The following is a 22,235-nucleotide window of genomic DNA, read 5'->3' as shown; positions in this document are numbered from 1 at the left end:
AAAAACAATCTCGTGCGCAGAATTGGTTCTTTTAAGGCGGACTTTTTTTTACAAAACCGCTTGACAATAAATAGCGCCCCCGCGCTGACCTCTGCGTGGAAGGGTTCACGGAGATAGTGGAAGGGCGGACGAAACTGCTCGTTCCTCCTTTGTCGCTGACAGAGAAGGTGCCGCCAAAGACGCCGGCCTTTTTCAACCCTGCCGCAAAGCTCAACCGCGATCTCTCGGTGCTTGCATATCGGGCCTATGCGCCCCGGCTCAAAGAGCGGACGCTTGCCGACGGCTTTACGGGCGTCGGCGCCCGGGCGCTGCGCGTGGCAGTCGAGGTGCCGGAGATAGAGCAGGTGTACGGCAACGACGCCAACCCGTCTGCAATAAAAGCCGCCAAAAAAGCAGCCGAGCTGAACGGCGTTTCGGCAAAATGCAGGTTTTCAGTAAACGAGGTGTGCAAGTTCCTCCTAAATGGCAACGACAGGGAAGAGCGCTTTGGCATAGTCGACCTTGACCCTTTTGGCACGCCTGCAAGGCACGTCGACTGCGTGCTTCGCGCGGCCCTTGACGGCGGGCTGGTGTCGATAACCGCGACTGACACCGCGGTCCTTTGCGGCGTCTACCCGGAGGTCTGCCTCCGGCGCTACTACGGCCGGCCGCTCAACAACGGCTACGGCAACGAGACTGCAGTCAGGCTCCTCACCTCGCTCATGGCGCTCACCGCGTCCCGGCTCGAGCTTGCGATAAAGCCGGTGTTTGCGCACGCCACGATGCACTATCTGCGCGTCTACGCGCAGGTGAACGTCAGCTCGAGCGAGGCAAACGACGTCTATTCAAACCTCGGCTACATACGCCACTGCTTCAACTGCGGCCACCGGCTTGCCGCAAAGGAATACGAAAATGCCAAGTGCGAGCTGTGCCAGCACAGCATGAAGACCGCGGGGCTACTCTGGACTGCGCCACTGCAGGACGCACCGTTTGTCACAAAAATGGCCGAGGGCGGCGACGAAAAATGCAGGAAAATACTGGACGCGGCGGCAGGCGAGATCGATGTTCCGTATTACTTCAAGGGCGACGAGATTTCGTCAAAGATGCACACGAACCCGCACTCTGTAGCCAAGATAGTGGAAAAACTGCAGGCAACCGGCTACAAAGCATCAAGGGCTTCCATGAATACCGGCGGATTCAAGACAGACGCAAGGATAGACCATGTACTGCAGGCGCTCAGCTAGTGTTGAGCGGATCGACCGGGAAGGCCGATGTGGCAAGCTCTACATGGTCATCTGACTCTTGGTGGTACTGCTCAAGCGCCGTCTCGTCGGCGTTCTTGTCTCCGTCCCTGACTAGCTCTTCCATTTCTCCAAGGTAGCTCGAGTAGCTCGCAAGCGCTGCAGCATAGTGGTCAAAGCTCTCCTTCCACTCCTCCGGCGGCGTAGCCGCGTCAAACGCCCCTCGCATCTGTGCGACATCGGCCTTTGCGTCGTCTATGGTTCGGAGCATCCGCGAGGAGTCCAGGTCGCCGCCTTTCCACTTGTCATAGTCAAGCTGCACTTCCGCATCGAGGTTGTGGTGCTTGGTGTAGATCAGGCCAAGCGCGTACTCGGGCAAAAAGCTGTTGATGTTGTTTGCAGTCACGTCCTCTCCAAAGCTGGCGTCGTTGGGCTGGCCCTGCGGCCCGAACCAGATGAACATGCTTGCCCCTACCACGCCAACCACGATTGCGGCCATTATGGCTATGCCTTTTGCGCTTGCCAAGTCGCCGTAGGGTGAAACGGCACCAAATAAAAATATACTCTGACCCTGCCACAATTGTATATGAGCGTGCAGCCCATGCTTGGCAGGATATCATACAGGGAAGACCTGACCCCTGACCTTGCAATATTGAGGATACAGCCCGACGACTCGAGCCCGGTCCCGGATTTCAAACCCGGGCAGTTCATAACGCTCGGGCTAAAGCTTGACGGCGACGACAGGGTAACAAACCGCGCCTACTCGCTCTCGTCGCCACCTGAGGAAAAGCGCTACTTTGAACTGTACATCAAGTGGGCCACGGAGCCTGTGCCCGGCAAGTTCACGACAGCGCTTTTCAACATGAAAGTCGGCGACAGGCTGTACTGGCGAAAACCAGCCGGCGCCTTTACGCTGGAGGACAAAAAGGCCGACGGCACGCCCGACGACAGGACGCTCGTGCTCGTCGCTTCAGGCACCGGGCTTGCGCCCTTTGTCAGCTATGCGCTCCACCTAAAGGCTGCCGGCTCGAAGAGAAAGGTTGCAGTCCTGCACGGCGCAAGGAGCGCCCGGGAGCTTGGCTACCGTGACATGTTTGAAAAGATGGCTAAAGAAAACCCCAATTTTGTCTACCTGCCAACAGTCAGCAGGCCAAACGACCCTGCGTCGCAGGGCTGGACGGGCCGCACGGGCAGGGTCGAGTCGCTCCTCGTGCCAAACGGCGGCAGGTCGGAGCTTGAAAAGGCGCTCGGGCACAGGGTCGCGCCTGAAAACACGTTCTTCCACATCTGCGGCTACCAGGGCACAATCGACAGCGTGATAGCAATCCTGCAGCCGCTGGGGTTTGTGAGCAACCGCAACAGGCGCAAGGACGGCTCGTTTGACATCAAGATAGAGACCTACGGTTAGAAAGCCTCATTACGCTCTTCGCACAAGGACACTTGTTGTACGCGGCAAGGACCACGCCTTACCAGGGGTCGCTCATGGTGGACATCTGCGACCTGTCCCTTGTGGGGAGCAGGCTTGAGCAGGACGGTCTTGTGATAAACATTACGAAGGAATATTTCCAGCAGGAGGTCATCGAGAGCGACCACGCCGGCGAGCTCCTCAAAAAGTGCGCCATTGCAAACCTGGTGGGCAACAGCATCGTGGGACAGGCGCTTGAGATGGGCATGGCAAAAGAGACCTCTGTAAAGCGGATATCCGGCGTGCCGTTTTTGATGATATTCAAGTTCCAGCAAACGTGATGCTCATGAGGGAACGGGCAGACGACAACAAGGCAGCTGCGCGGGCCGACAGGCGCTACGACAAGCGCGAGCGCGAAAGCCGGCTTTTGGAGAAAAGGTCCGAAGACTACCAAGTGATGGAGGGGGTATTCGATCTGCCTACCCTGAAAGTGATTGCAAAGATGGTAGACGATGGCATACTAAAATCAGTCAGGAGCCACTTTGCGTCCGGCAAGGAATCAAAGCTCTACATTGCCGAGACGCCTGAAGGAAGGCACGTCGCGGTCAAGATATACCTGACAGTCAGCGCCGAGTTCAAGAAGAGGATGCAGTACATCGCCGGCGACCCGCGCTTTTCAGACATAAAGAAGGACACGAGGAGCTTTATAGCGGCGTGGGCCAAAAAAGAGTTCAAGAACTTAAAGACGGCACACGACGCCGGCGTGAAGGTGCCGGCCCCGATAGCGGTTGAAAAGAACGTGCTTGTGATGGAGTACATCGGCGACGAGGAGGGGCACGTAGCAATCCCGCTTGGCGACGGCGAGGTGACGCAGGCAGACTACGACGAGGTCGTCAGGCAGGTAACGATGCTGTACCAAAAGGCCAACCTTGTTCACGCCGACCTGTCAGAATACAACATCTTCAAGAGCCCGGCAGGGGAAGTCATGCTTTTTGACTTTGGCTCAGCAGTTGACGTCCGCCATCCCAATTCAAAACAGTTTTTAGTGCGCGACATACAAAACGTGAACAGGTTCTTTGCAAAGCGGGGCATCGAGGTGCTCGATGCAGGCCGGCTTGTAGAGAAGATATCGACATGAGCTTTGCCCATACCGTCAAGATTCCCCGGGAGAGGATAGGCGCCCTGATAGGCAAGAGCGGCAAGGTAAAGCAGGACATCGAGAAAAAGTGCGGCGTCGCAATAGAGGTTGACAGCGAATCAGGCGACGCGATGGTAAAAGGCGACAAGCCGGTGGAGCAGATGGAGATGTTCAAGGCTGTCGAGATAGTGTCTGCAATCGCACGCGGTTTTTCGCCAGAGCGAGCCATGCGCCTTTTCGGGGAGGAAGAAGTCTACCAGCAACTTGACCTTCGCGACTATGCCGGCAAGTCGCCAAGCGCACTTGCGCGCATACGCGGCAGGATAATAGGCGAGGGCGGAAAAGCGCGAAGGACCATCGAAGAGCTGACAGGCGCCTACATCTCTGTGTACGGCCACACAGTAGGGCTCATCGGGACGTACCACGAGATCAGGCTTGCGACAGAAGCAATAGACCAGCTTGCAAAGGGGAGCATGCACAAGACGGTCTACAACATGCTGCAGGAAGCGCGCAGGCGCGACAAGGAAGACAAGATGCGCCTGTGGGAAGACAACACGGAACTCTAGACTTTCTGGATCTTTATCGTGAGCACGCCGTTGCGGTACTTGTAGTCGGATATGCCCATCTCAGACGTCAGGTCCAGCTGCACGTCCTTTGAAAAGTTCTGGCCGCCCTTTATGCGCAGGATGCCCGCCGCAAGCCTCACGTTTATCTGGTCCTCCGGGCCCGGCACCTCTGCGACGAACACCATCTCGTCGTTGTTCTTTATCAGGTCGTAGACCCAGTCCTTCTGCTCTACTTCGCGGGGCATCTTTTGCTCAGAAGGCCTTGATATCTTGCGCAGCTCCCACACCCAGTACACGACAAGCCCTGCGGCTATGGTAATCATGATGAAGCTTGCGCCGTCCTGGCCACCCCGGGAAGCAAGGACGTACATGCCGCCTACCAGCATCATGGCTAAAAGAGGGATCACAAAGTTTACCGACCGGCTGGAGTAGGTCTTTTTGTACCTAGCTATCCCGCCTCACCCCTTCGGCAGCCACGAGTTAATTACAAATCCGAGATTATAAAACCTTATAGAATCAAAAGTTGGTGCCGGCCTTTTCGCCCCATCTCTTGAAAAGCTCGTGCTGTATGCCAAACTGGTCCAAGACTTTGCCGACGACGTGGTCTACAAGCTCCTCCATTGTCTTTGGGCGGTGGTAGAACCCCGGCATCGCAGGCATGATTACGGCGTTTGGAAGGCCGGCAAGCTTGTACATGTTTTCAAGGTGTATCCTTGATAGCGGGGCTTCCCTTGGCACCAGCACCACTTTGCGGGACTCTTTGATGCAGACGCCGGCGGCCCTTGCCACCAGCGTGTCGTCAAGCCCGTTTGCGATGCTGGCAAGGGTCCTCATGCTGCAGGGTATCACTGCCATGCCGTCTGTCTTGAACGACCCTGACGAAACAGGAGCGGCCATATTCGAGTCGTCGTAGACCCGGGTCGCAAGGGACCTTGCATAGTCGCCGTCCCTGTCGGTCTCTATCTTGATCGTCTTTTCGCCCCACTCGCTCAGGATGAGGTGCGTCTCTATTCCAAGCCTCTTGAGCACCTCAAGCGCCCTCAGGCCGTATATGACGCCCGACGCGCCGGTGATGGCGATTACCAGCTTCAATGCTTGCCGGTTGCCCTGTTTGTTATTTAATGATAGTGGCAAATTTTACAGCCATTTTGGGGTTTTAGAGTGAAAAATCGCGTTCTGGAATGCAGAACAGGGCGTGGAACGCGTTCTAAATGTTAGGTTTTCCTACGATGTGCTCCTGTACAACGCCTGCGAAAATGTCAGACGGCAAAACAACGCAAACCAAAAACCAGAGGATCCTGCTTGCAGGGATACTTGCGGCGGGACTTTTGGCGGCAGTCTTTGCGACGGGCCAGCTGATGGCCCCGCAGAGCGCGACTGCTCAGGACAACGGCAACCAGACAAGCACGCAGCCGCCGGTTACAAGCGCAGACGACGTCGATTGCGCCACCGACCCTTCGCTGGTGCACTGTGCTGAAGATGCAGAACTCATCTCTGCGCCCATAGATGACAGCGACAAGGCCACGCTGACGACTTCTGGTTCTGCGACGACCAAGACGCAGCCAGACAGGTTCACCGTGACAGTCGGAGTCGAGACCAGCGGCGAGACCGCCCGGGAAGCGGCTTCGCAGAACGCCAACATGACTGCCACAGTCATTGCGGCCCTTCAGGAGCTTGGCATCGCGGAAGAGCAGATGAGCACTAGCTCGTACAGCGTCTATCCGGTGTACGGTAACAGCTCGGACCGGGTGTGCATAGAGATCTACCCGCCGCCTCCAGAGTGCCAGCAGACTGAGATAACCGGCTACAAGGCCTCAAGCAGCATCAGCGTCACCCTTGACGCAGACGGTGAAGTAGACGCAGGCCAAGTAATAGACACGGCAATTGAGGCAGGGGCAAACAACGTCAGCGGCGTGTACTTCTTCCTGTCTTCTGAAAAACAGCAAGATGTCCGCGACGGGCTCATCGCAGACGCTATAGCCGACGCAAGGCAAAGGGCCGACGCAGCGGCCGACGCGCTTGGCATGCAGGTGTCGGGCATACACTCTGTGACCCTGAACGACGTACACTTCCCCATCTTCTACAGCACCCCAGAAGCACTGAAGGCAGACACGCAGATCCTGCCGGGCGAACAGGAGGTAACGAGCACCGTGAGCATCACCTACTTCATCAGTGGCGGTGTCGCAGACGAAGGCGAGGACGGATCTATGGCTGCGGTCGCGGCGGCACGGGAGTTCATACTCTCCAAGCTGTCAGGGCTCGGCATAGAGATAGACGACGAGCTTGACCTGCATACCGACATGGTGGCACAGATAAGCGAAAATGAATACCACCTCGAGTTCGGCGTGATGGACACAGAAGGCCAGTCGCACGACGGGCACATAGAGATAGTCGACGGCGAGGTGACAGTGGCAATCCTTGACGGAGAATCGATGCTCTAATCTCACCCCCACTCTTTTTTGCACGACGAGAATCGTCTGAACTTTATATTTCATAAAGTCCCATGACCTATATCAACAAAAAGAAATTCAAGTGCAAGGTTTGCGACGCCGAGCTTGCAGACGAGTGGCGCCTGAAGAACCACATGAAAGTGCACCGAAGGAAAAAGTTCAAGAATTACGAATACGGGGACCCGTACCTCGACTATCTGGGAAAGCAGGGAATTCGGGCCGGCTTTAGGTGATGATAAATCCTAGTCGTCTTCCCTGCCAAAATCATTGGCCGTGACTGAAAGCTAAGCATTTATTTGCACGCTGAAAAAAGTGCAACTGTTGCTCACCGTCTTTGGCACGATGGCCCTTGACACCACCCGGACGCCGTTTCGCACAGAGGAGCGGATCCTGGGAGGGGCCGCCACATTTGCCTCGCTTGCGGCAAGCGCGTTCACGAAAACGGCAATGGTTGCGGCGATAGGCGAGGACATGCCCGGCGAGAATATCTCGGCGCTCCAGAAAAAGGGCGTCGACACAAAAGGCATAGTGACTGTCAGGGGCGGCAAGTGCTTCCACTACGACTCTTCTTTTGACTACAACCTTTCAAGCAGGACGACCCTAAAGACAGAGCTCAACGTGATTGCAAATTTCGATCCGGTCATACCGGAACAGTACGCCAAGTCAGAGTACGTCTATCTTGCCAACAACGATCCTGCGCAGAACATCAAGATCTTGAAGCTCTTTGACAATCCCAAGCTGGTGGTGTGCGACACGATAGAGTACTGGATCCAGACCGCGCCCAAAAAGGTCGCAGAGATGATAGGCAGGACCGACGGCGTGGTGATAAACGACAGCGAGGCAAGGCTTCTCTGCGACGAGGCCAACCTTGCGAGGTGTGCGAAAAAGATCCTTGCAATGGGGCCGAAATTTGCGATAATAAAAAAAGGCGAGCACGGCGCCGTGCTCTTTGACAGGGAGGGCCAGGTTTTTCCAGCGGCCGCGTTTTTCCTGGACGAGATAACGGACCCGACGGGCGCCGGCGACTCGTTTGCCGGCGGATTTCTGGGCCACATTGCGCGCAAGGGGCGCATTGATTTCCGCACCATGAAAGAGGCCGTGATATACGGCAACGTCATGGGCTCGTTTGCCGTGGAGGACTTTGGCGTCAAGCGCCTGCTTGCGCTAACCCAGAGCGACGTCGAGGAAAGGTACGAAAAATACCGCAACCTCGTCCAGTTTTAAATACCACTGCGCGTACATTGAGGCATGGGCAAGACCGAGAAAAAGATCCTTGGCAAGAACGCGCAGGTCATAATCGAGACTCTGAAAAAGGCGTATTCAGACGAGATGCGGATATTCCACTATTTCTGGTACGTCGGCATAAACATGGAAGGAATAGGGCTCGTCACCTACGCGCAGGCGCTAAAGACGCAGGCAACCGGCGAGCTGATGCACGCAGAGCTTTTGGCAAACAGGATCTCCGAGCTCGGGGGCAAGGCGCCCAGCAACCCGTCAGAGTGGGAGAGGCTCAGCACCATTGGCCCGCTCGACCCTGTCAAGCACCTCACCCTCAGGTCTGCATTGGAGCGGGCGACAAAGTTCGAGGGAAAAGCAGTCGAAAACTATAACGCGCTTGCCAAAAAGGCGCTTGAGCTTGGCGATTACGTCACTTACAACCTTGCGACAACGATCCTTGCGGACGAGGTCAAGGACGAGCAGCACACCGAAGACATACTGATGTCGCTGGAAGTCAGGTAATGGCAGTCAACCTAGCAAACGTCGAGCAGGCCATCGTAGAAGAATTAAAGATAAGCGCAGAGGAGGCCCGGGCGTTTGTGGCAATAGTGAAGAACGGCAAGATGGATGCGGCCAAGATAGCAAAGTCGCTTTCCTGCGGCGAGCAACGCGCGCAAGAGATAGCAAAGTCGCTTGTGGGCCGGGGCATGGCCATCGAGATTACGAAAACAGAATTCGAATCATTGCACCCGCGCTTTGCGATAACAAACCGCTACAGGCGCCGGTGCGCAGAGGACGGCATACCCTTCAAGAAGAACCTTCGGGTCGACAACATCGGAATAGTGCTTGAAAAGCCGTACGAGGATGCAAGAACTAAATAGGCCTGCAGGCGCTCAAATACATCATGACGACTTCTGACCCGACAGGCGGCGACAAGGTCGTGTATTTCGGGGTCATCAACATAAACGAGGCCGGCAGGACGCTGGGCTCTGTCGACGTGTGGCGCAGCCTCCTCACGAAGGAGATGTTCTGCGAAGAAAAGCGCCTCGGGATACTCGAGATAGTCGACTACATCGGCATGCCCAAGAAAAAGCCGGAGGAAGAGTGGGCAGTCGCAGTCAGCAGGTCAAGGAAGGGCCACCTGCGCTGGCGGCTGGTGAAACTTCCAAAGGAAGGGAGATTCAGATTTGAAGACGCCGACGACAAGGCAGTCGAAGTCGACGTCAGGGACTATGCCATAAAAGACCCTGAATGGTGGAGCTTTTCTGTCAAGGAAAACGTCAACCGCAACATGGAAGTGGACGGCAAGTGATGCACTCTGACGACATCCCTGTCACCGTGTTTGTCAAAAACGCGTCGGGAAGCGAGATTGCAAGCAAGCTGACAGGCTATTTCGTCCTCAAGGGGCAGGAATTCCGCTTTTCCGCCATTGCGTTTGGGCGCATCGGCGGCCACAACGCAAGCGTCACAGTGTCAAAGACTACGCTAGCAAAAGTGGCAAAGATGGGCTTTGACCCGGACGCGCTTGTCATGACGATCCAGCGCAAGATAGTCGAAGGCGACGTGACGCTCCCCGAAGGGATAAAGCCGCCGTCAGAGTAGCGCGCCTTCAAGCGCGCTCCCGCAGGCGCACCTTGTCCGCTCTAGCGGCACGGCAGGTATCAGCTCTGCCACCAGTTTTTTCGTCTTTTCGACGTTTTTGTGCAGCGTTTCAATCACTTCCTTGGAGCTGACGGGTATGTCAGCCCACACGTCATAGTCGGTGACAGTCGCTATCGAGAGGTAGCAGATCTCTGCCTCGCGGGCAAGGGTGCACTCGGGCACGAGCGTCATGCCGATGATGTCTGCCTTCATCACGTCGCGGAACAGCTTTGACTCTGCCCTTGTGGAAAACCGCGGGCCTTCGACGCAGACGTACGTGGCCTTGACGTGGAATTCAAAGCCGAGCTTTTTGATTGTCGCTGCCGCAACGTCGCGAAGCTCCGAGCAGAACGGGTCTGCCATAGAAACATGAGCGACCTGCCCGCCGTCGTAGAAGGTGTAGTCGCGCCCCTTTGTAAAGTCGATGAACTGGTCTGGAAGCGCGATGTGTCCGGGCTTGTAGCCCTCCTGTAGGCTGCCCACCGCCGAGGGCGCTATTATGCGCTTTACGCCAAGCTGCTTGAGGGCCCACACGTTTGCCCGGGCGTTTATCTTGTGAGGGGGGATTCTGTGGCCCTTGCCGTGCCTTGGCAGGAACGCGACCTTCCTGCCTGCGTACTCGCCTATAGTTATAGTGTCAGAAGGCTCGCCGTACGGCGTGTGCAGCTTTATTTCCTTCTTGTCAGAAAACAGCCCCGCGTCGTAGACGCCGGTTCCGCCTATGATGCCGATGTCTGCCTTTTCCATCAGTCGTACACCACCAGCGACTCTACCTTGTAGCCCATGTCGCGCAGCCTGTCCGCGCCCTTTAGCCCTGCAAGCTCTATCACAAACGCAAAGCCGGCCACCTTGCCGCCCAGCTCCTCGACCAGCTGCGCCGCCGCTACCGCAGTGCCGCCGGTGGCGATGAGGTCGTCGGCAACGAGTATCCTGCCGCCCTTTTTCACCGCGCCGTTCTGCACTTCCATAGTCGCGCTACCGTACTCGATGTCGTACGATTTTTTTATCGTGTTGCCTGGAAGCTTGCCGGCCTTCCTTATCATGACGACGCCCTTGCCGGCCTTCATTGCAAGCGCCGTGGCGACTATGAAGCCCCTTGACTCGATGCCGGCGACAGAGTCGAATTTCGACTTCGGGAACGTCTTTGAGAACGCGCCTGCGACGTACTTGAGCGCGTCGGCGTTTCTGAAAACCGGGTTGATGTCCCGAAACAGTATGCCCGGCTTGGGAAAGTCCGGGTGCTTTGTGATTATCCTGTCAAGGTTGAGTCTGGGCGCCACGAAAAGTAGGCGCTTTTTGGCGGTAAAAAAGATTCCGAAGTCAGCCCCGGCTTACCGGCCACTTTATACGGCTGGCATGCGGAAGATAATCGTGGTCACAGAAAGGCAGGCGGCGTTTCAGGCAAAGGTGGCAGGCATCAAGAACTTTGACGAGGCCTTTGAGATGGTCAAGTCTGCTGTATTTGACAAGTTCAAGATGCACAGGGCCGGACTGAGCCTGATTTTGCAGGTGATGCCCACAAACCTAGGGGCGTACCACATCCTTGGCTCAAACGTCATAGTCATGAACAGCTACGTCTTGGCGGCGATACGCAAGCTCTCAGGCTCGGAAGGGGAATACAACGCCTACCTCTTCATGGTGCTTGCGCACGAGTACCTGCACAGCCTAGGGATAACCGACGAGAACAGAGTGAGGCAGATGACCTTCGAGCTTTGCAAGGATGCCCTGGGCGACGACCACAGCTCTACCAGGATGGCAAAGGAGGACCCGTCGTCGCTTTTCCCGCAGCTGCGGACGATGGTGCAGACGCAGTTTGGCCGGGAATTCCATGTGGTCAAGGATTTTGACAAGTCGAGCCAGTCCTACATTCAATGATCAAGGTCTGCCTTCTTTTTCCTGGACCTGCCGTAGTAGACCATGAGCCCCATGCAGATAAATCCGATGAACTCGGGGATGATGAAAAGCCAAAACCTCTTTTCAGGTGGCGCATAGTAATCGGACAGGCTTGCCACCGGCCCGCCGACGAGCCCGCCAAACAGCCCTGCCATTATTGCGGCCGTTATGATTTTTTCGCGGTCCACAACCAATCGTGCGTCATCTCTGCATTAAGCTTTAGTCCAGATCTTGTCCATTAGTCTGTACTAAATTTCCGCCAAAAAGCCGACGAAATACGCAACTTTTTGCCAGAATAGTGGTGCTGAACGTATAAATAAGAACATGCCGAAGTACGTCATCATGCCAATAAAGAATGGGGCCGAGTACATCAAGAGCCTCAGGGGAAGGAACCTAAAGGTGTACCTTTTTGGAGAGCTGGTAAAAGAACCGGTGGATCACCCAATGATCCGGCCATCAATCAACGCGGTGGCGGCAACCTATGACCTGGCAGTCGAGGACCCGGAGCTTGCATCAGCAAAATCATCGCTTTCAAGCATTTCAGTCAACCGATTCCTGCACGTGGCAGAGAGCGCCGAGGACCTTGTCAACCAGAACCGGATGCAGCGCCGGCTCGGGCAATTAACAGGCACGTGCTTCCAGCGCTGCGTCGGCATGGACGCGCTCAACTCGCTTTATTCTACCACTTTTGAAATCGACCAGAAGCACAAGACGAAATACCACGACAGGCTCAAAGAGTTCATCAAAAAGATGCAGCAGGAAAACTATGTCATAGGCGGCGCGATGACCGATGTCAAGGGCGACCGCAGCCTTTCGCCGTCGCAGCAGCCCGACCCGGACATGTTCGTGCACATAACAAAGAGGGACGCAAAGGGCGTCTATATCACGGGCGCAAAGGCGCACCAGACAGGCTGCATCAACTCGCACTGGATACTTGTCATGCCCACCATGAGGCTAAAGGCCGAGGACAAGAACTATGCAATAGTCGGCGCAGTCCCGGTGGACGCACCCGGCATCACCTACATCTACGGCAGGCAGTCGTGCGACACAAGGAGCATGGACGACGGCGACATGGATGCAGGCAACAGCAAGTTTGCAGGCCAGGAGGCCATGATAATCTTTGACAACGTGTTCATTCCAAACGACCTGATATTCATGGACGGCGAGTACGAGTTTGCGGCGATGCTCGTTGAAAGGTTCACGTGCTACCACCGCCGCTCGTACGTCTGCAAGACCGGCCTTGGTGACGTGCTCATTGGAGCAGCTGCTGCTATCGCCGATTACAACGGCGTGACAAGCGCGTCGCACATCAAGGACAAGCTGGTGGAAATGACGCACCTCAACGAGACGATATTTGCTGCAGGCATCGCATCGTCGTACCAGGCGCACAAGACGGCGTCTGGCAACTGGCAGTGCGACGACATGCTGGCAAACGTGTGCAAGCACAACGTCACCAGGTTCCCGTACGAGATAGGCCGCCTCGCGCAGGATATCGCTGGCGGGCTCATGGTCACCATGCCGTCAGAGCGCGATTTCAGGAGCCCGGCGACGGGGCCGCTCCTTGAAAAGTACCTGAAGGGCAGAAAGGGCGTCTCTACCGAGAACAGGATGAGGATACTGCGGCTGATAGAGAACATGACGCTTGGCAGAAACGCCGTGGGCTACCTGACAGAGTCGATGCACGGCGCCGGCTCGCCGCAGGCCCAGCGCATCCAGATAGCGAGGCAGATGCAGCTCGAGTACAAGAAGAGGCTTGCCAAGAACCTTGCCAACATAAACGAGGGCGAGGCCGCCGAGATGGCAACCGAGAACTCGGACTATTTCGACAAGATATTCGGGACAAAGGGCAAGTAACTTCCTTTCTCCTACTTACTTTTTGTAAGCATCTTTAAATAGCTCGGACCCCATCTAGCTCCATGCCTCGACCAATTCATTTTGACCTGACGGCTGACGACCCGAAGAGGGCGATGAGGTTCTACGAGACTGTGTTTGGGTGGAAGTTCCAGAAATGGGACGGTCCCATGGAATATTACATGGCTACTACCGGCAGCGACAAGGAGCCGGGGATAAACGGCGGCATCTCGAAGAAGGGCGAGTCAGGGATGCCCAACATGAACACGATAGGCGTCCCCGATGTCGAACAATTCTCCAAGAAGATCCAGAGCAACGGTGGCAAGATACTCCAGCCAAAGACCCCGATACCCGGCGTGGGCTGGTTTGCGACCTGCCAGGACACCGAGGGGAACATATTTGGCATAATTCAGGACGACAAGAACGCCAAATAGGCGCCCAGGCAGGCGCCTGAGTGCGCCTGCCGAAAAGGATTATTTATCAGTTTAACGTAAAAATAGCATCTTCGGGGTTGTTGCTGGTTGAAACTTGATGAAGCACAGATTGAAGACCTTACCGGCAAGGTCTTTCGGACCATTGTCTCAAACGGCAAGGACGGGATACTCCAGTCCGAGCTGTGGAAAGAGCTCGATCTCACCAGCAGGGATGGCTCGAGGGTCGCCATAAGGCTGGAACGCAGGTCTCTTATAAGGCGCGAGAAGATGCTGGAAAACGGCAGGTGGACATACAAGCTGTTCGCCACAAAACTGCCCATCGACACCGCAAGCGTCGAGAACGCCCCGTGCCTGACGTGCCCGGTGGAGCACATGTGCTCCCTTGACGGCTCGTACAGCCCGATTACGTGCACTTTTATCGAAAACTGGCTTATTTCATCCCTTGACCTTGTAAACCACAAGAAGCAGGACGCAGAAGCCTCGAAATGAGGCTCGCAGACGCCCGGCGGGACCACTACCGCAAGCTTGCACGCGACCAGGGCTTCAGGAGCAGGGCCGCATACAAGCTCAAGCAGATTAACGATTCTTACCACGTTCTCAAGAAAGGCCAGAAGGTGGCCGATATCGGCTGCGCCCCCGGCGGGTGGCTCCAGGTGGCCGCTGGCATCGTCGGGAGCGCCGGCAAGGTTGCAGGCATCGACCTCAAGGCAGTCGAGCCCGTAGCTGGCGCAACCATCCTCCAGGGCAGCATCGACGACCCTGCGTCTGTAAAGAGCCTGGTCGAGGCACTTGGCGGCCACGCCGACGTCGTATTGTCGGACCTTGCGCCAAACGTCAGTGGCATGTGGGAGGTGGACCACGCCCGGCAGATGGACCTCACGAGGAGCGCCCTTGCGCTTGCAAGGCAGGTCCTTGGCGCCGGCGGCAGCGCGGTGTTCAAGGTGTTCGAGGGCGAGTTCCTGAGCGAGCTGAAAGAGGAGATGAGGAAGAGCTTTGGCAAGGTGCTTGTCAGCAAGCCTCAGGCAAGCCGCCAGGAGAGCAGCGAGATGTACCTCGTCTGCCTCAACTTCCGTCCATCGTGAGACGCCCTGAAACAAACCGTCTCCCCTCGGCATCGGTTGATTAAATTAATTAAGCTGTACGGCCAACTTGTAAAACGCGGCAAATGCCACACCAGCCCGTAGACTATGAGCGGAACCATAAACTGGAGGTCCCAAAGGGCACAGAAGCTTCCCAGAGCCGACTTCTTGTACTCTGCATCGACAGGGACGACGACATAGGCTCAAAGGGCGGCATAGAGACCCCCGTCGTCGGCCGCGACCAGTGCATCAACGCCGGCACCCGGCTTGCAATAGAAGACCCGGAGGACGCCGACGCAAACGCCATATTTGCGGCAGTCAAGCACTATGAAGAGCTTGTCAGCAAGGGCTACGCGGCAGAAGTCGCCATAGTGGCAGGCAAGTTCAACCGCGGCATCGAAGCCGACGAAAAGATAAGCCGCGAAGTCAAGGCGATCCTTGAAAAGTACGACGCGACAGGCGCTGTCATCGTGTCAGACGGCGAGGACGACGAGACGGTGCTTCCTGTCATCCAGTCGAGGCTTCCCGTAGTTTCGGTACAGCGCATAATAATCAGGCACAGCAGGAGCGTCGAATACTCGTACGCGGTGTTTGGCAGGTACGTAAAGGCCATGATGTACGACCCGCAGTACTCCAAGTTCTTTTTGGGCGTGCCCGGCGCGCTGCTCCTTGCAGGCGGCCTTGCAGTCGCGTTTGAGCAGACAAAGTGGCTCACAGTAATGATACTTGCTATCCTTGGCGGCGCGTTCGTGGTCAGGGCGTTTGACATCGACAAGGCCGTGAGCTCTGTAAGCAAGATGGGCCCGACAGACTTTATCAAGCTGTTCTCTGTCATCGGAGGCGTCCTCATCATACTTGCCGCAATTGCAAACGGCATATCGAGCATACCTCCAAACATCCCCGTGCGGGACATGACGGTGCTAGAGATACTTGCCAACAAGGACGTGGTGGGCGGCTTTGCCAAGGGCACGATTACGCTCCTTTGGATAGGCATAGCCACAGTGCTTGGCGGCGTGTTTTTGGGCAACTGGCTCAAGGGAAGCTCGCGGGAGATGTCAGACATACTGCGGCTCGTCGTGCTGGGCCTGCTGTACATACCGATGGTCCAGTTTGCCTCGGTGCTCACCGAAGGTACCAGCCCGTTCACACTCATCTCGTCTCTCCTCATAGGGCTTGCAGTGTCGCTCGTAGCCGCCGCGTTCTTTTACCAGCGCTACAGGCACAGGCACCCGCGCGACTCTGTGAAACACTAAATAGCGCGCCCTTTTCCAAAAGAGCCATGCCAGAGCACGGACAGTACGACGCGCAGGCGCAGAAATGGTTCTGCGGCTACTGGATGACCCAGCAGGAGTGGGAGGACGTGCACGACTATGCGCCGGCGACGGCAGAGCCCGAATCCCCCGGGGATTTTGAGGGATAAAATATACAAACAAGCCTGACAACACACTTGTGTGGTCGACGAGCGGTCAGCAGGGGCGGTCATCTTCAATGCCGACGGCCCCGAGCCGGAGTACCTGCTCCTGCATTACGGGGCGGGCCACTGGGACTTTCCAAAGGGCAACATCGAGGCCGGCGAGACCGAGAGGCAGACTGCAATCAGGGAAATAAGAGAGGAGACGGGCATCACCGACCTCACGTTCATAGAGGGGTTCAGGCAGGTCGTGTCGTACAGGTACAGGAAGGGCAAGCGCCTGGTGACAAAGGAGGTCGCGCTTTTCCTTGCGCAGACTCGGGCCAAGGACGTGGTCATATCGCACGAGCACACCGGCTATGCGTGGAGGAAATACGACGACGCGATGAAGCAGCTCACATTCAAAAACGCCAAGAACCTGCTCGCAGCTGCGCGGGCGTTCATGCAGAAAATGCCCGCATGACTTCCTCGTTCATCTGCCGGGCCTGCTTTGCCGGGTCCCTTGCCTCTATTATCGCCCTGCCGACTATCAAATAGTCAGAACCGTTCTTTGCAGCTGTCACCGCGTCGGCGCCCTGCACCCCGACCCCGGGCGAGTATACGTCAAGCGGGACCCCCAGCTCCTTCTTTTTCTTGGATATCTCCTTTAGGATCTCCGACTGGGTCGCGCCTATTATGATGCCGTCTGCCCGGGCCGTGATGGCCCGGCCAAAGAATATCCTGTACATCATGTCCTCGCTTGTCTCAAGGCCGTAGCCCTCGGACGCGTCGGGGTGGCTCATGTAGACGAGCGCAATCACCCCCATGTTTTTCTTGTGGGCCGCCTGCACGAGCGCCGTCAGGGTGGACGTGCCCATGAACGGGTTTGCGATCACCGCGTCAAAGCCCATCTTCTGGAGCTGCTCGAGCGCTATCTCGTTGGTGTTGTCGATGTCGTTCAGCTTGATGTCGGCTATGCACTGCAGACCCTTGTCGTGCGCAAGCTCGGTTATCTCTTTTATCTGGCTTGTTGAAAGCGGCAGGAGCAGGTGGAAGTTTATCTTGACGGCGCACACGTGCTCGGCGACTGCCCTGATGTTGCCGGTAGCGTATTTCAGGTTGCTCTTGCGCGACACGGGGTCAAGCGCAAGCACTATCCTGCTCTTTTTCGCAGCCTTTGCCATGCGCTCTGAAAAGCTAGTCATAGGCCTTTACCAGCGGGTGATCGCCCGCAAGCCTTACCACCTTGAGGTAGATGTAGCCGTGCTCTTCAAGCGAGGTGGTGAACACCGGCTGCTCCGCCCTCTGGCTTGAATAGCGCAAAAACGGCTCCTGCACGGTATCTCCAAGTAGCACGTAGTAATAGTACGCCGGCGAGTCGTTGTCAGACACGCTCATGGGGGTGCCGATTATGACTTTGCCGCGCTCTTTGGACAGAAACAGCGGGAGCGGGGCTTCCTCGTATATCGTCTTGTATGCTGCCACCTTGGCGAGAGACGCCAGGTCTGACAGCTTTATCACGGTATACCCTGCCTTTTTCTCTATCTTGGCAGACCTGGAAAGCACAGCCGGGAACTTTTCTACGCGCAGAATCGGCGAGTATACAAACGTCGGGTTGCCGACGGAATCTGCAAGCATCACTTCCTCCGTCCCGCCCGACGCCCTGTAGGCGAGGTACTGCGCCTTGCCGGCGTCGGCCTCTGCGTAGTATATGACCGGCCTTCCGTCGATAATGTCATGCTGCGCGGCAAGGACCATCCTGCCTCCGAGCTTGAGCGAGAAAGCCGGCATAGGCGCGCGCTCGAGCGCGCACACGAGCCTTCCAAAGTCCTTCAGGCCTGCCAGCGCGATGTAGCAGGGCGCCTTGAGCCGCAAATCGCCATAGGTTGAAAGAATAGAGTATTAAAGCCATCCGCTGTTACCGCATCGTTGGACCGGCTCGGCAGGCTTATCCAGTCTGCGCAGGAGCACCTTGAAAAGGGCTCGCTCTGGCGCGCCTACGTGGCAGTCGAGTCGGCTATACTGGACGTCAAGATGCGCCACGCCCTCGAGCTTGAGGAACCACCGGCGCCTCCAAAGAGGAATGCAAAAAAAGACGACCTGCTTGCAGACGCAAGGTCGCGCCTGTCGCGCCTTGATGTGTCAGGTGACAAGAAAAAACTACTCTACGATCTTCGCGCCTGCCGCGACGCGCTCAAGGCAGCCCTTGCAAAATCCTAGCGCCTGTCGACCACGTCGTCAAGCTCGGGACCCGTGCCAATGAGCGTGACCTTGACTCCAAGCTCGCCCTCTATTTCTTCGACAAACTTTTTGGCGCCTGCCGAAAGCTTGTTCCAGTCGCGCATCCTGGCGCATTCTGGAAACAGCACGTCCATCTTTGTCACCGCTATCTGCGTCGCGCTGTTCAGCCTGACTGCCTTTTTTGCAAGCTCAAAGTCAAACGGCGCGGCCCTCCTCTGCCTGCCAGTCACACTTCCAAACTCGAGCCAGCCGCGCTTTTTGGCCTCCTCCTCTGAAAGCTCGTTTTCAAGGGGACCGCCGCCCACCCTTGTCACGTAGGCCTTGAACACCGCAAGAACGTCGTCGACCCTCTTTGGTCCGATGCCGACGTCTGAGCATATCCCGGACGCTGTCACGTCCCTAGAGGTGACGTACGGGTATCCGCCGTGGAACAGCGAGAGATACGTGCCCTGCGTGCCTTCAACCAGCACCTTCTCGCCGGCCTCAAGCGCAAAGTTGACCGAGTTGCTGACATCCTCTATGTAGAGCGAAAGCTCGGGGATATCCTTTGCCAGCTTGAGCGTTCGGAGCGCCCTGTCGGCGTTTGCCGGGCCGGTGCCGGTTCCAGTGGTGCCAACCTTGCTCTTCAGATGGTCTTCAGACTTGTCGCGGTCGATGTGCTGCTGTTCAATTATGCCGCACTGGGCGTCAACATACGTCCTGTCGTCTGCCTTGAACATCGCTATTTCGTTTAGCAGGATCCTGGGGTTGACAAGCACGCCAGCCCCTATCAAAAGCCGCGTGGACGGGTTGAGCGCGGCGCTCGGGAGCATCCGCACCTTGTATTCCTTGCCCTCAAACGCAAACGTGTGGCCGGCGTTAGGGCCCACGCCGCCCCTCACGGCGATTGTCGGGTTGTCGCGCTTGGCAAGGTACGCGACTATCTTGCCCTTTCCCTCGTCACCAAAGAATCCACCCACTGTCACAAGGCACGGCATGGCTTGCATTCCATTGCGTTGCTATTTAATTCATCCGGGAGCGATTAAATTGAGCCGGCGCAGAAGAGGCGCCGTGGGCCAGGACCTGAACGGCGCGGCAGGCAACATCATCCAGATACTGGCAAACCTGCCGGACTTTTTGCGCAGGCCGATGCTGCAAAAGAGGCTGACCGAGTTTTTCGGCATGAGCGAGCGCGACAGGCAGGACACGATTGCACTCGCTCTATCTGCGGCGCCCACCATAGCGCCAGCCAAGCTCTCGGTGCTTGTCAAGACATGGCTTGAGGTGCTTGCAGGCTTTGACGCGGCCCAGCGCACGGTGATATTTTCGGTATACTGCAAACAGATACTCTTGCAGCCAGAGTCGCTCCAAAAGCTGAACTTTCAGGCGCTGACAGCCACATTTCTGTCGCTTCAAGGGCGCGAGCGGCTGATTCTGGCAGACTCGTTTAAAGAAGTGCTTTTCTCGCTGCCAAAGAGGGATGCGCTCATAGCGCTGATACCAGAGCCCTCGAAAAAGGCCCTGGGCCTAGTGTGACGGCGGCTGCTCGGGGTTCTTCTGTACCTCGCCGACGCCCTTTTCAAGCCCAAAGAAAGCCCGCTCGTACTTGCGCAGCGCCTTCCTGTGCTCGGGAAGCGACATGTCGAGCCGAAGCTCGTTCATCACCATGATGGCGTAGGTTGTCCACTCCTTCCAGCACGCGTTGCATGCCGGGTACTTTTCTGCTGCAGGGTCGTCGTGTGGCTCTTCGATGCCCTTGCCGCATTTCAGGCAGGTCTTGCTCATCTGCGGCTCTTTCGCGCTTGCCATTATTATAAGTTGGCTTAAAAGAGAGGCTTTTTCATCTGTGACCCGCATGCTCCGCACTTGGTGCCCTTGACTTCTGCGCCGCAGGACAGGCAGACGTATTTCAGCTTGACGCCTTCCTGCTCAAAGCCGCGCCCGGCAGTCTGGCTACCAAGCCCAAGCGACCTGAGCGCCTTTTGCTGGCGCCACCTGATGAAAAATATCGCCGCCACAAATATCGCGACGTTTGCAGCCATGCCTACGAAAAAGCCGAAAAAGTAGGTGAGCAAAAGCCCGGCGCCAAGGCTTGCGCCGACGAATATGACCTGCCTTTTTATGACCGGCTTGAGGCTGCTGTCCATCGGGTAAACTTCGCATGCTGCGCTTAAGAACCTTTTTCCAGAATGCACCAGAATCGCGCCCAAGAAAGTTATTATATCTTTTAAGGAAAGAACATGCGATGAAGGTGCCCTGCCCGGACTGCAAAAAGATAGCCGAGCTGGCTGACGACTTTTCCTATGTAAGGTGTTCTGCATGCGGCTTTGACATGACCTACGGCGACTATGTCAAGCACATCGCCTACAAGGACGCCAGGTACAAGGACATCCTGAGCGACTACAAGCGCTAGTTTATTAACTCTGCAACCGTGCATTTTTCCAGTTGGAGATCGAGCTTGCGGCAAACCTCGTCGGCCTGGCGATTTCCGTGTTCATAGGGAGGTTTGCGTACGCCGGCTATGCTGCCGTCGGGAGCCCCAACCTGCTCCGGCTCACCATCGCGTTCATTTCTATATCCGCGGGCTTTGTCATGCTCGCCTCGGCGCTTTTCGCCGGCCCCGGGCTTTCAGTCGCCATCAATACTGCCGGCCTGACCGCCCAGGCGGTGGGCTACTTTTTCATTGCCATGTCCCACGGGCTAAAGTCGTCGTTTGATTTCCTGCCTTCAAAGCGCGGGACGGCACTGCTGTTCATACCGTTCACGACAGCACCCTTCATAATCCCGGGTAATTCAATAGAACATCTTGTCAGGTCAATTTCTTTTATTCTATTAGTATATGTGTCGATAGAGACAATGGCATCGTACATGCAGACCAGGAAGAGCAGTACACTCATGATTGGATCTGGTCTTGGCACCCTGGCGGCGGCAGAGATTGTCGCGTGGTACGGTTTTATCTTTCCCGGCGCGTTTGCGCTCCCCGCCCTTTTAGCCAAGGTGGCAGGATTCGGCCTCATGGTCGTGCCGTTCTCGAGACTGGGGCTTGGAAGGGTTGAAAAAGTTGACGGGGTATAGGACTCATATCAGCATAATAGCGGACATTCTGGACACGGCGAGGGAATACAGCTACGAGGGGCACGACAAGGGCGCAACGGTGACGCACCTCATCAGGCGCGCAAACGTCCCGCACAGGAGGCTCTCGTCGCTTGTGTCAGAGCTCAAGGCATCGGGGCTCCTCAAAGAGGTCCCGGAAGAATCGAGGTACCAGATAAGCGAGAAGGGCATGGAGTTTCTAAAGACCTACCGGCAGTTCAAGGGCTTTGCCGAGGGCTTTGGGCTGAGGGTATAGTAGGGATTACAAGCCAAGTCAGGTATTGCTACTGTTAAATACGCCGGCATGGAATATCTTGTATGGCATGCGCCTTTGAGAAGATAAAGAAGGAGCTGATGGCGTGGCCCGGCGTCACTGCCGGCGCGCACAGGTTTGGCGGAGTCGAGTTCCGGGTGGCCGGCCGGGAGATGGGCCACATTCACGACTCGAGCTGGGCCGACCTGCCGTTTCCCATGGGCCAGAGAAACGACCTTGTGGAAAAAGGCCGGGCGTCGCCCCACCACGTCCTGCCGGAATCAGGCTGGGTGACATTTTACATCAAAAGCGACGATGACGTGCAGGCGCTCTTGGAACTTTTCAAGATGCAGTACGACAGGCTGAAACGATAAAAAGTAAAAG

At 56.5% G+C, this 22,235-nt stretch carries 37 protein-coding genes; 26 read left to right on the top strand and 11 right to left on the bottom strand.

Features of this window, described 5'->3' with window-relative positions; all coding sequences use genetic code 11:
• Positions 1–95 precede the first annotated feature (95 nt).
• Complete coding sequence (locus HXY31_RS01920) at positions 96–1,223, top strand: hypothetical protein (RefSeq protein WP_292639008.1); 1,128 nt, start codon at positions 96–98, stop codon at positions 1,221–1,223.
• Here the strand turns inward: HXY31_RS01920 and HXY31_RS01915 are convergent.
• Positions 1,216–1,746, bottom strand: coding sequence for a hypothetical protein (locus HXY31_RS01915; RefSeq protein WP_292639006.1), 531 nt, complete (start codon positions 1,744–1,746; stop codon positions 1,216–1,218). The genes HXY31_RS01920 and HXY31_RS01915 overlap by 8 nt on opposite strands.
• Before the next feature lie 60 nt (positions 1,747–1,806).
• Here HXY31_RS01915 and HXY31_RS01910 point away from each other — a divergent pair, with 60 nt between their 5' ends.
• From HXY31_RS01910 to HXY31_RS01895, 4 genes are read left to right on the top strand one after another with little or no spacing between them, the layout of a single operon-like run.
• Positions 1,807–2,628: a ferredoxin--NADP reductase gene (locus HXY31_RS01910; protein WP_292639004.1), complete on the top strand. Its 822-nt coding sequence runs from the start codon at positions 1,807–1,809 to the stop codon at positions 2,626–2,628.
• Positions 2,629–2,663: 35 nt separating this feature from the next.
• On the top strand, positions 2,664–2,966 hold the full coding sequence (locus HXY31_RS01905; RefSeq protein WP_292639002.1) for a DUF424 family protein: 303 nt from the start codon (positions 2,664–2,666) through the stop codon (positions 2,964–2,966).
• A gap of 5 nt (positions 2,967–2,971) precedes the next feature.
• Positions 2,972–3,763: a serine protein kinase RIO gene (locus HXY31_RS01900; RefSeq protein ID WP_292639000.1), complete on the top strand. Its 792-nt coding sequence runs from the start codon at positions 2,972–2,974 to the stop codon at positions 3,761–3,763.
• Positions 3,760–4,329: a pre-rRNA-processing protein PNO1 gene (locus tag HXY31_RS01895; protein WP_292638998.1), complete on the top strand. Its 570-nt coding sequence runs from the start codon at positions 3,760–3,762 to the stop codon at positions 4,327–4,329. The genes HXY31_RS01900 and HXY31_RS01895 overlap by 4 nt, the downstream gene beginning before the upstream one ends.
• Here the strand turns inward: HXY31_RS01895 and HXY31_RS01890 are convergent.
• Positions 4,326–4,718 carry an Hsp20/alpha crystallin family protein gene (locus HXY31_RS01890; protein WP_292638996.1) on the bottom strand — a complete coding sequence of 131 codons (393 nt, stop codon included), beginning with the start codon at positions 4,716–4,718 and terminating at the stop codon, positions 4,326–4,328. The genes HXY31_RS01895 and HXY31_RS01890 overlap by 4 nt on opposite strands.
• 127 nt (positions 4,719–4,845) lie before the next feature.
• Positions 4,846–5,421, bottom strand: coding sequence for a UbiX family flavin prenyltransferase (locus HXY31_RS01885; protein ID WP_292638993.1), 576 nt, complete (start codon positions 5,419–5,421; stop codon positions 4,846–4,848).
• A gap of 164 nt (positions 5,422–5,585) precedes the next feature.
• Here HXY31_RS01885 and HXY31_RS01880 point away from each other — a divergent pair, with 164 nt between their 5' ends.
• From HXY31_RS01880 to HXY31_RS01850, 7 genes are all read left to right on the top strand, one after another.
• On the top strand, positions 5,586–6,770 hold the full coding sequence (locus HXY31_RS01880) for an SIMPL domain-containing protein (RefSeq protein WP_292638990.1): 1,185 nt from the start codon (positions 5,586–5,588) through the stop codon (positions 6,768–6,770).
• Positions 6,771–6,832: 62 nt separating this feature from the next.
• Complete coding sequence (locus tag HXY31_RS01875) at positions 6,833–7,012, top strand: hypothetical protein (protein ID WP_292638988.1); 180 nt, start codon at positions 6,833–6,835, stop codon at positions 7,010–7,012.
• 88 nt (positions 7,013–7,100) lie between these two features.
• Positions 7,101–8,003, top strand: a complete 903-nt coding sequence (locus HXY31_RS01870) for a PfkB family carbohydrate kinase (protein ID WP_292638987.1) — start codon at positions 7,101–7,103, stop codon at positions 8,001–8,003.
• A 24-nt stretch (positions 8,004–8,027) separates the two neighbouring features.
• Positions 8,028–8,519: a ferritin-like domain-containing protein gene (locus tag HXY31_RS01865; RefSeq protein ID WP_292638985.1), complete on the top strand. Its 492-nt coding sequence runs from the start codon at positions 8,028–8,030 to the stop codon at positions 8,517–8,519.
• Positions 8,519–8,878 (top strand): helix-turn-helix domain-containing protein, encoded by a 360-nt coding sequence (locus tag HXY31_RS01860; protein ID WP_292638983.1) that lies wholly within the window; start codon positions 8,519–8,521, stop codon positions 8,876–8,878. The genes HXY31_RS01865 and HXY31_RS01860 overlap by 1 nt, the downstream gene beginning before the upstream one ends.
• A gap of 23 nt (positions 8,879–8,901) precedes the next feature.
• Positions 8,902–9,309, top strand: a complete 408-nt coding sequence (locus HXY31_RS01855) for a hypothetical protein (protein WP_292638981.1) — start codon at positions 8,902–8,904, stop codon at positions 9,307–9,309.
• Positions 9,309–9,599 (top strand): hypothetical protein, encoded by a 291-nt coding sequence (locus HXY31_RS01850; RefSeq protein ID WP_292638979.1) that lies wholly within the window; start codon positions 9,309–9,311, stop codon positions 9,597–9,599. Before HXY31_RS01855 ends, HXY31_RS01850 begins: the two co-directional genes overlap by 1 nt.
• Here HXY31_RS01850 and HXY31_RS01845 read toward each other — a convergent pair.
• On the bottom strand, positions 9,591–10,385 hold the full coding sequence (locus HXY31_RS01845) for an S-methyl-5'-thioadenosine phosphorylase (RefSeq protein ID WP_292638977.1): 795 nt from the start codon (positions 10,383–10,385) through the stop codon (positions 9,591–9,593). The genes HXY31_RS01850 and HXY31_RS01845 overlap by 9 nt on opposite strands.
• The gene (locus tag HXY31_RS01840; protein ID WP_292638975.1) at positions 10,385–10,918 is read right to left on the bottom strand and encodes an adenine phosphoribosyltransferase; all 534 of its coding nucleotides are present in this window, start codon (positions 10,916–10,918) and stop codon (positions 10,385–10,387) included. The genes HXY31_RS01845 and HXY31_RS01840 overlap by 1 nt, the downstream gene beginning before the upstream one ends.
• 91 nt (positions 10,919–11,009) lie before the next feature.
• On the opposite strand from HXY31_RS01840, the gene HXY31_RS01835 reads away from it, so the two are divergent.
• Positions 11,010–11,513 (top strand): hypothetical protein, encoded by a 504-nt coding sequence (locus tag HXY31_RS01835; RefSeq protein ID WP_292638973.1) that lies wholly within the window; start codon positions 11,010–11,012, stop codon positions 11,511–11,513.
• Here the strand turns inward: HXY31_RS01835 and HXY31_RS01830 are convergent.
• Positions 11,507–11,719 carry a hypothetical protein gene (locus HXY31_RS01830; protein ID WP_292638971.1) on the bottom strand — a complete coding sequence of 71 codons (213 nt, stop codon included), beginning with the start codon at positions 11,717–11,719 and terminating at the stop codon, positions 11,507–11,509. The two genes, HXY31_RS01835 and HXY31_RS01830, sit on opposite strands and share 7 nt — an antisense overlap.
• 154 nt (positions 11,720–11,873) lie before the next feature.
• Between HXY31_RS01830 and HXY31_RS01825 the strand changes: the two genes are divergently transcribed.
• From HXY31_RS01825 to HXY31_RS01795, 7 genes are all read left to right on the top strand, one after another.
• Positions 11,874–13,385 (top strand): 4-hydroxyphenylacetate 3-hydroxylase N-terminal domain-containing protein, encoded by a 1,512-nt coding sequence (locus HXY31_RS01825; protein ID WP_292638968.1) that lies wholly within the window; start codon positions 11,874–11,876, stop codon positions 13,383–13,385.
• A gap of 62 nt (positions 13,386–13,447) precedes the next feature.
• Positions 13,448–13,816 carry a VOC family protein gene (locus HXY31_RS01820; protein ID WP_292638966.1) on the top strand — a complete coding sequence of 123 codons (369 nt, stop codon included), beginning with the start codon at positions 13,448–13,450 and terminating at the stop codon, positions 13,814–13,816.
• Positions 13,817–13,903: 87 nt separating this feature from the next.
• Positions 13,904–14,305, top strand: coding sequence for a transcriptional regulator (locus HXY31_RS01815; protein ID WP_292638964.1), 402 nt, complete (start codon positions 13,904–13,906; stop codon positions 14,303–14,305).
• Positions 14,302–14,898: an RlmE family RNA methyltransferase gene (locus HXY31_RS01810; protein WP_292638962.1), complete on the top strand. Its 597-nt coding sequence runs from the start codon at positions 14,302–14,304 to the stop codon at positions 14,896–14,898. The genes HXY31_RS01815 and HXY31_RS01810 overlap by 4 nt, the downstream gene beginning before the upstream one ends.
• Before the next feature lie 83 nt (positions 14,899–14,981).
• Positions 14,982–16,148, top strand: coding sequence for a DUF373 family protein (locus tag HXY31_RS01805; RefSeq protein WP_292638958.1), 1,167 nt, complete (start codon positions 14,982–14,984; stop codon positions 16,146–16,148).
• Between the two features lie 26 nt (positions 16,149–16,174).
• Positions 16,175–16,315, top strand: coding sequence for a hypothetical protein (locus HXY31_RS01800; protein WP_292638955.1), 141 nt, complete (start codon positions 16,175–16,177; stop codon positions 16,313–16,315).
• Positions 16,316–16,346: 31 nt separating this feature from the next.
• Positions 16,347–16,769: a bis(5'-nucleosyl)-tetraphosphatase gene (locus HXY31_RS01795; RefSeq protein WP_292638953.1), complete on the top strand. Its 423-nt coding sequence runs from the start codon at positions 16,347–16,349 to the stop codon at positions 16,767–16,769.
• Here HXY31_RS01795 and pyrF read toward each other — a convergent pair.
• Entirely contained in the window at positions 16,747–17,490 is a 744-nt protein-coding gene (pyrF, locus tag HXY31_RS01790; RefSeq protein ID WP_292638951.1) for an orotidine-5'-phosphate decarboxylase, read from the bottom strand. The two genes, HXY31_RS01795 and pyrF, sit on opposite strands and share 23 nt — an antisense overlap.
• A complete protein-coding gene (locus tag HXY31_RS01785; protein WP_292638949.1) occupies positions 17,483–18,160 on the bottom strand; it encodes a hypothetical protein in 678 nt (225 codons plus the stop codon). Before HXY31_RS01785 ends, pyrF begins: the two co-directional genes overlap by 8 nt.
• 54 nt (positions 18,161–18,214) lie before the next feature.
• On the opposite strand from HXY31_RS01785, the gene HXY31_RS01780 reads away from it, so the two are divergent.
• Entirely contained in the window at positions 18,215–18,505 is a 291-nt protein-coding gene (locus tag HXY31_RS01780; RefSeq protein ID WP_292638947.1) for a hypothetical protein, read from the top strand.
• On the opposite strand, the gene HXY31_RS01775 is transcribed toward HXY31_RS01780, so the two are convergent.
• Positions 18,502–19,503, bottom strand: a complete 1,002-nt coding sequence (locus HXY31_RS01775) for an adenylosuccinate synthetase (protein WP_292638945.1) — start codon at positions 19,501–19,503, stop codon at positions 18,502–18,504. The two genes, HXY31_RS01780 and HXY31_RS01775, sit on opposite strands and share 4 nt — an antisense overlap.
• 49 nt (positions 19,504–19,552) lie before the next feature.
• Here HXY31_RS01775 and HXY31_RS01770 point away from each other — a divergent pair, with 49 nt between their 5' ends.
• The gene (locus HXY31_RS01770; protein WP_292638943.1) at positions 19,553–20,041 is read left to right on the top strand and encodes a hypothetical protein; all 489 of its coding nucleotides are present in this window, start codon (positions 19,553–19,555) and stop codon (positions 20,039–20,041) included.
• Here the strand turns inward: HXY31_RS01770 and HXY31_RS01765 are convergent.
• Both HXY31_RS01765 and HXY31_RS01760 read right to left on the bottom strand, forming a co-directional pair.
• Complete coding sequence (locus HXY31_RS01765) at positions 20,033–20,290, bottom strand: Fe(2+)-trafficking protein (protein ID WP_292638942.1); 258 nt, start codon at positions 20,288–20,290, stop codon at positions 20,033–20,035. The genes HXY31_RS01770 and HXY31_RS01765 overlap by 9 nt on opposite strands.
• A 38-nt stretch (positions 20,291–20,328) precedes the next feature.
• Positions 20,329–20,652: a hypothetical protein gene (locus tag HXY31_RS01760; protein WP_292638941.1), complete on the bottom strand. Its 324-nt coding sequence runs from the start codon at positions 20,650–20,652 to the stop codon at positions 20,329–20,331.
• 98 nt (positions 20,653–20,750) lie between these two features.
• Here HXY31_RS01760 and HXY31_RS01755 point away from each other — a divergent pair, with 98 nt between their 5' ends.
• The 4 genes from HXY31_RS01755 to HXY31_RS01740 all read left to right on the top strand — a co-directional run bounded on the left by HXY31_RS01755 (position 20,751) and on the right by HXY31_RS01740 (position 22,225).
• Complete coding sequence (locus HXY31_RS01755; RefSeq protein WP_292638940.1) at positions 20,751–20,918, top strand: hypothetical protein; 168 nt, start codon at positions 20,751–20,753, stop codon at positions 20,916–20,918.
• 32 nt (positions 20,919–20,950) lie between these two features.
• Positions 20,951–21,580 carry a hypothetical protein gene (locus HXY31_RS01750; protein WP_292638938.1) on the top strand — a complete coding sequence of 210 codons (630 nt, stop codon included), beginning with the start codon at positions 20,951–20,953 and terminating at the stop codon, positions 21,578–21,580.
• Entirely contained in the window at positions 21,567–21,854 is a 288-nt protein-coding gene (locus tag HXY31_RS01745) for a winged helix-turn-helix domain-containing protein (protein ID WP_292638936.1), read from the top strand. The genes HXY31_RS01750 and HXY31_RS01745 overlap by 14 nt, the downstream gene beginning before the upstream one ends.
• A gap of 62 nt (positions 21,855–21,916) precedes the next feature.
• Positions 21,917–22,225 (top strand): luciferase family protein, encoded by a 309-nt coding sequence (locus HXY31_RS01740; RefSeq protein ID WP_292638934.1) that lies wholly within the window; start codon positions 21,917–21,919, stop codon positions 22,223–22,225.
• Positions 22,226–22,235: the final 10 nt, after the last annotated feature.

Source organism: Nitrososphaera sp. (assembly GCF_013388945.1).
Lineage (GTDB): Archaea > Thermoproteota > Nitrososphaeria > Nitrososphaerales > Nitrososphaeraceae > Nitrososphaera.
Note: the sequence above shows the minus strand (reverse complement) of the source record. Positions and strands in the feature narration are given on the sequence as shown.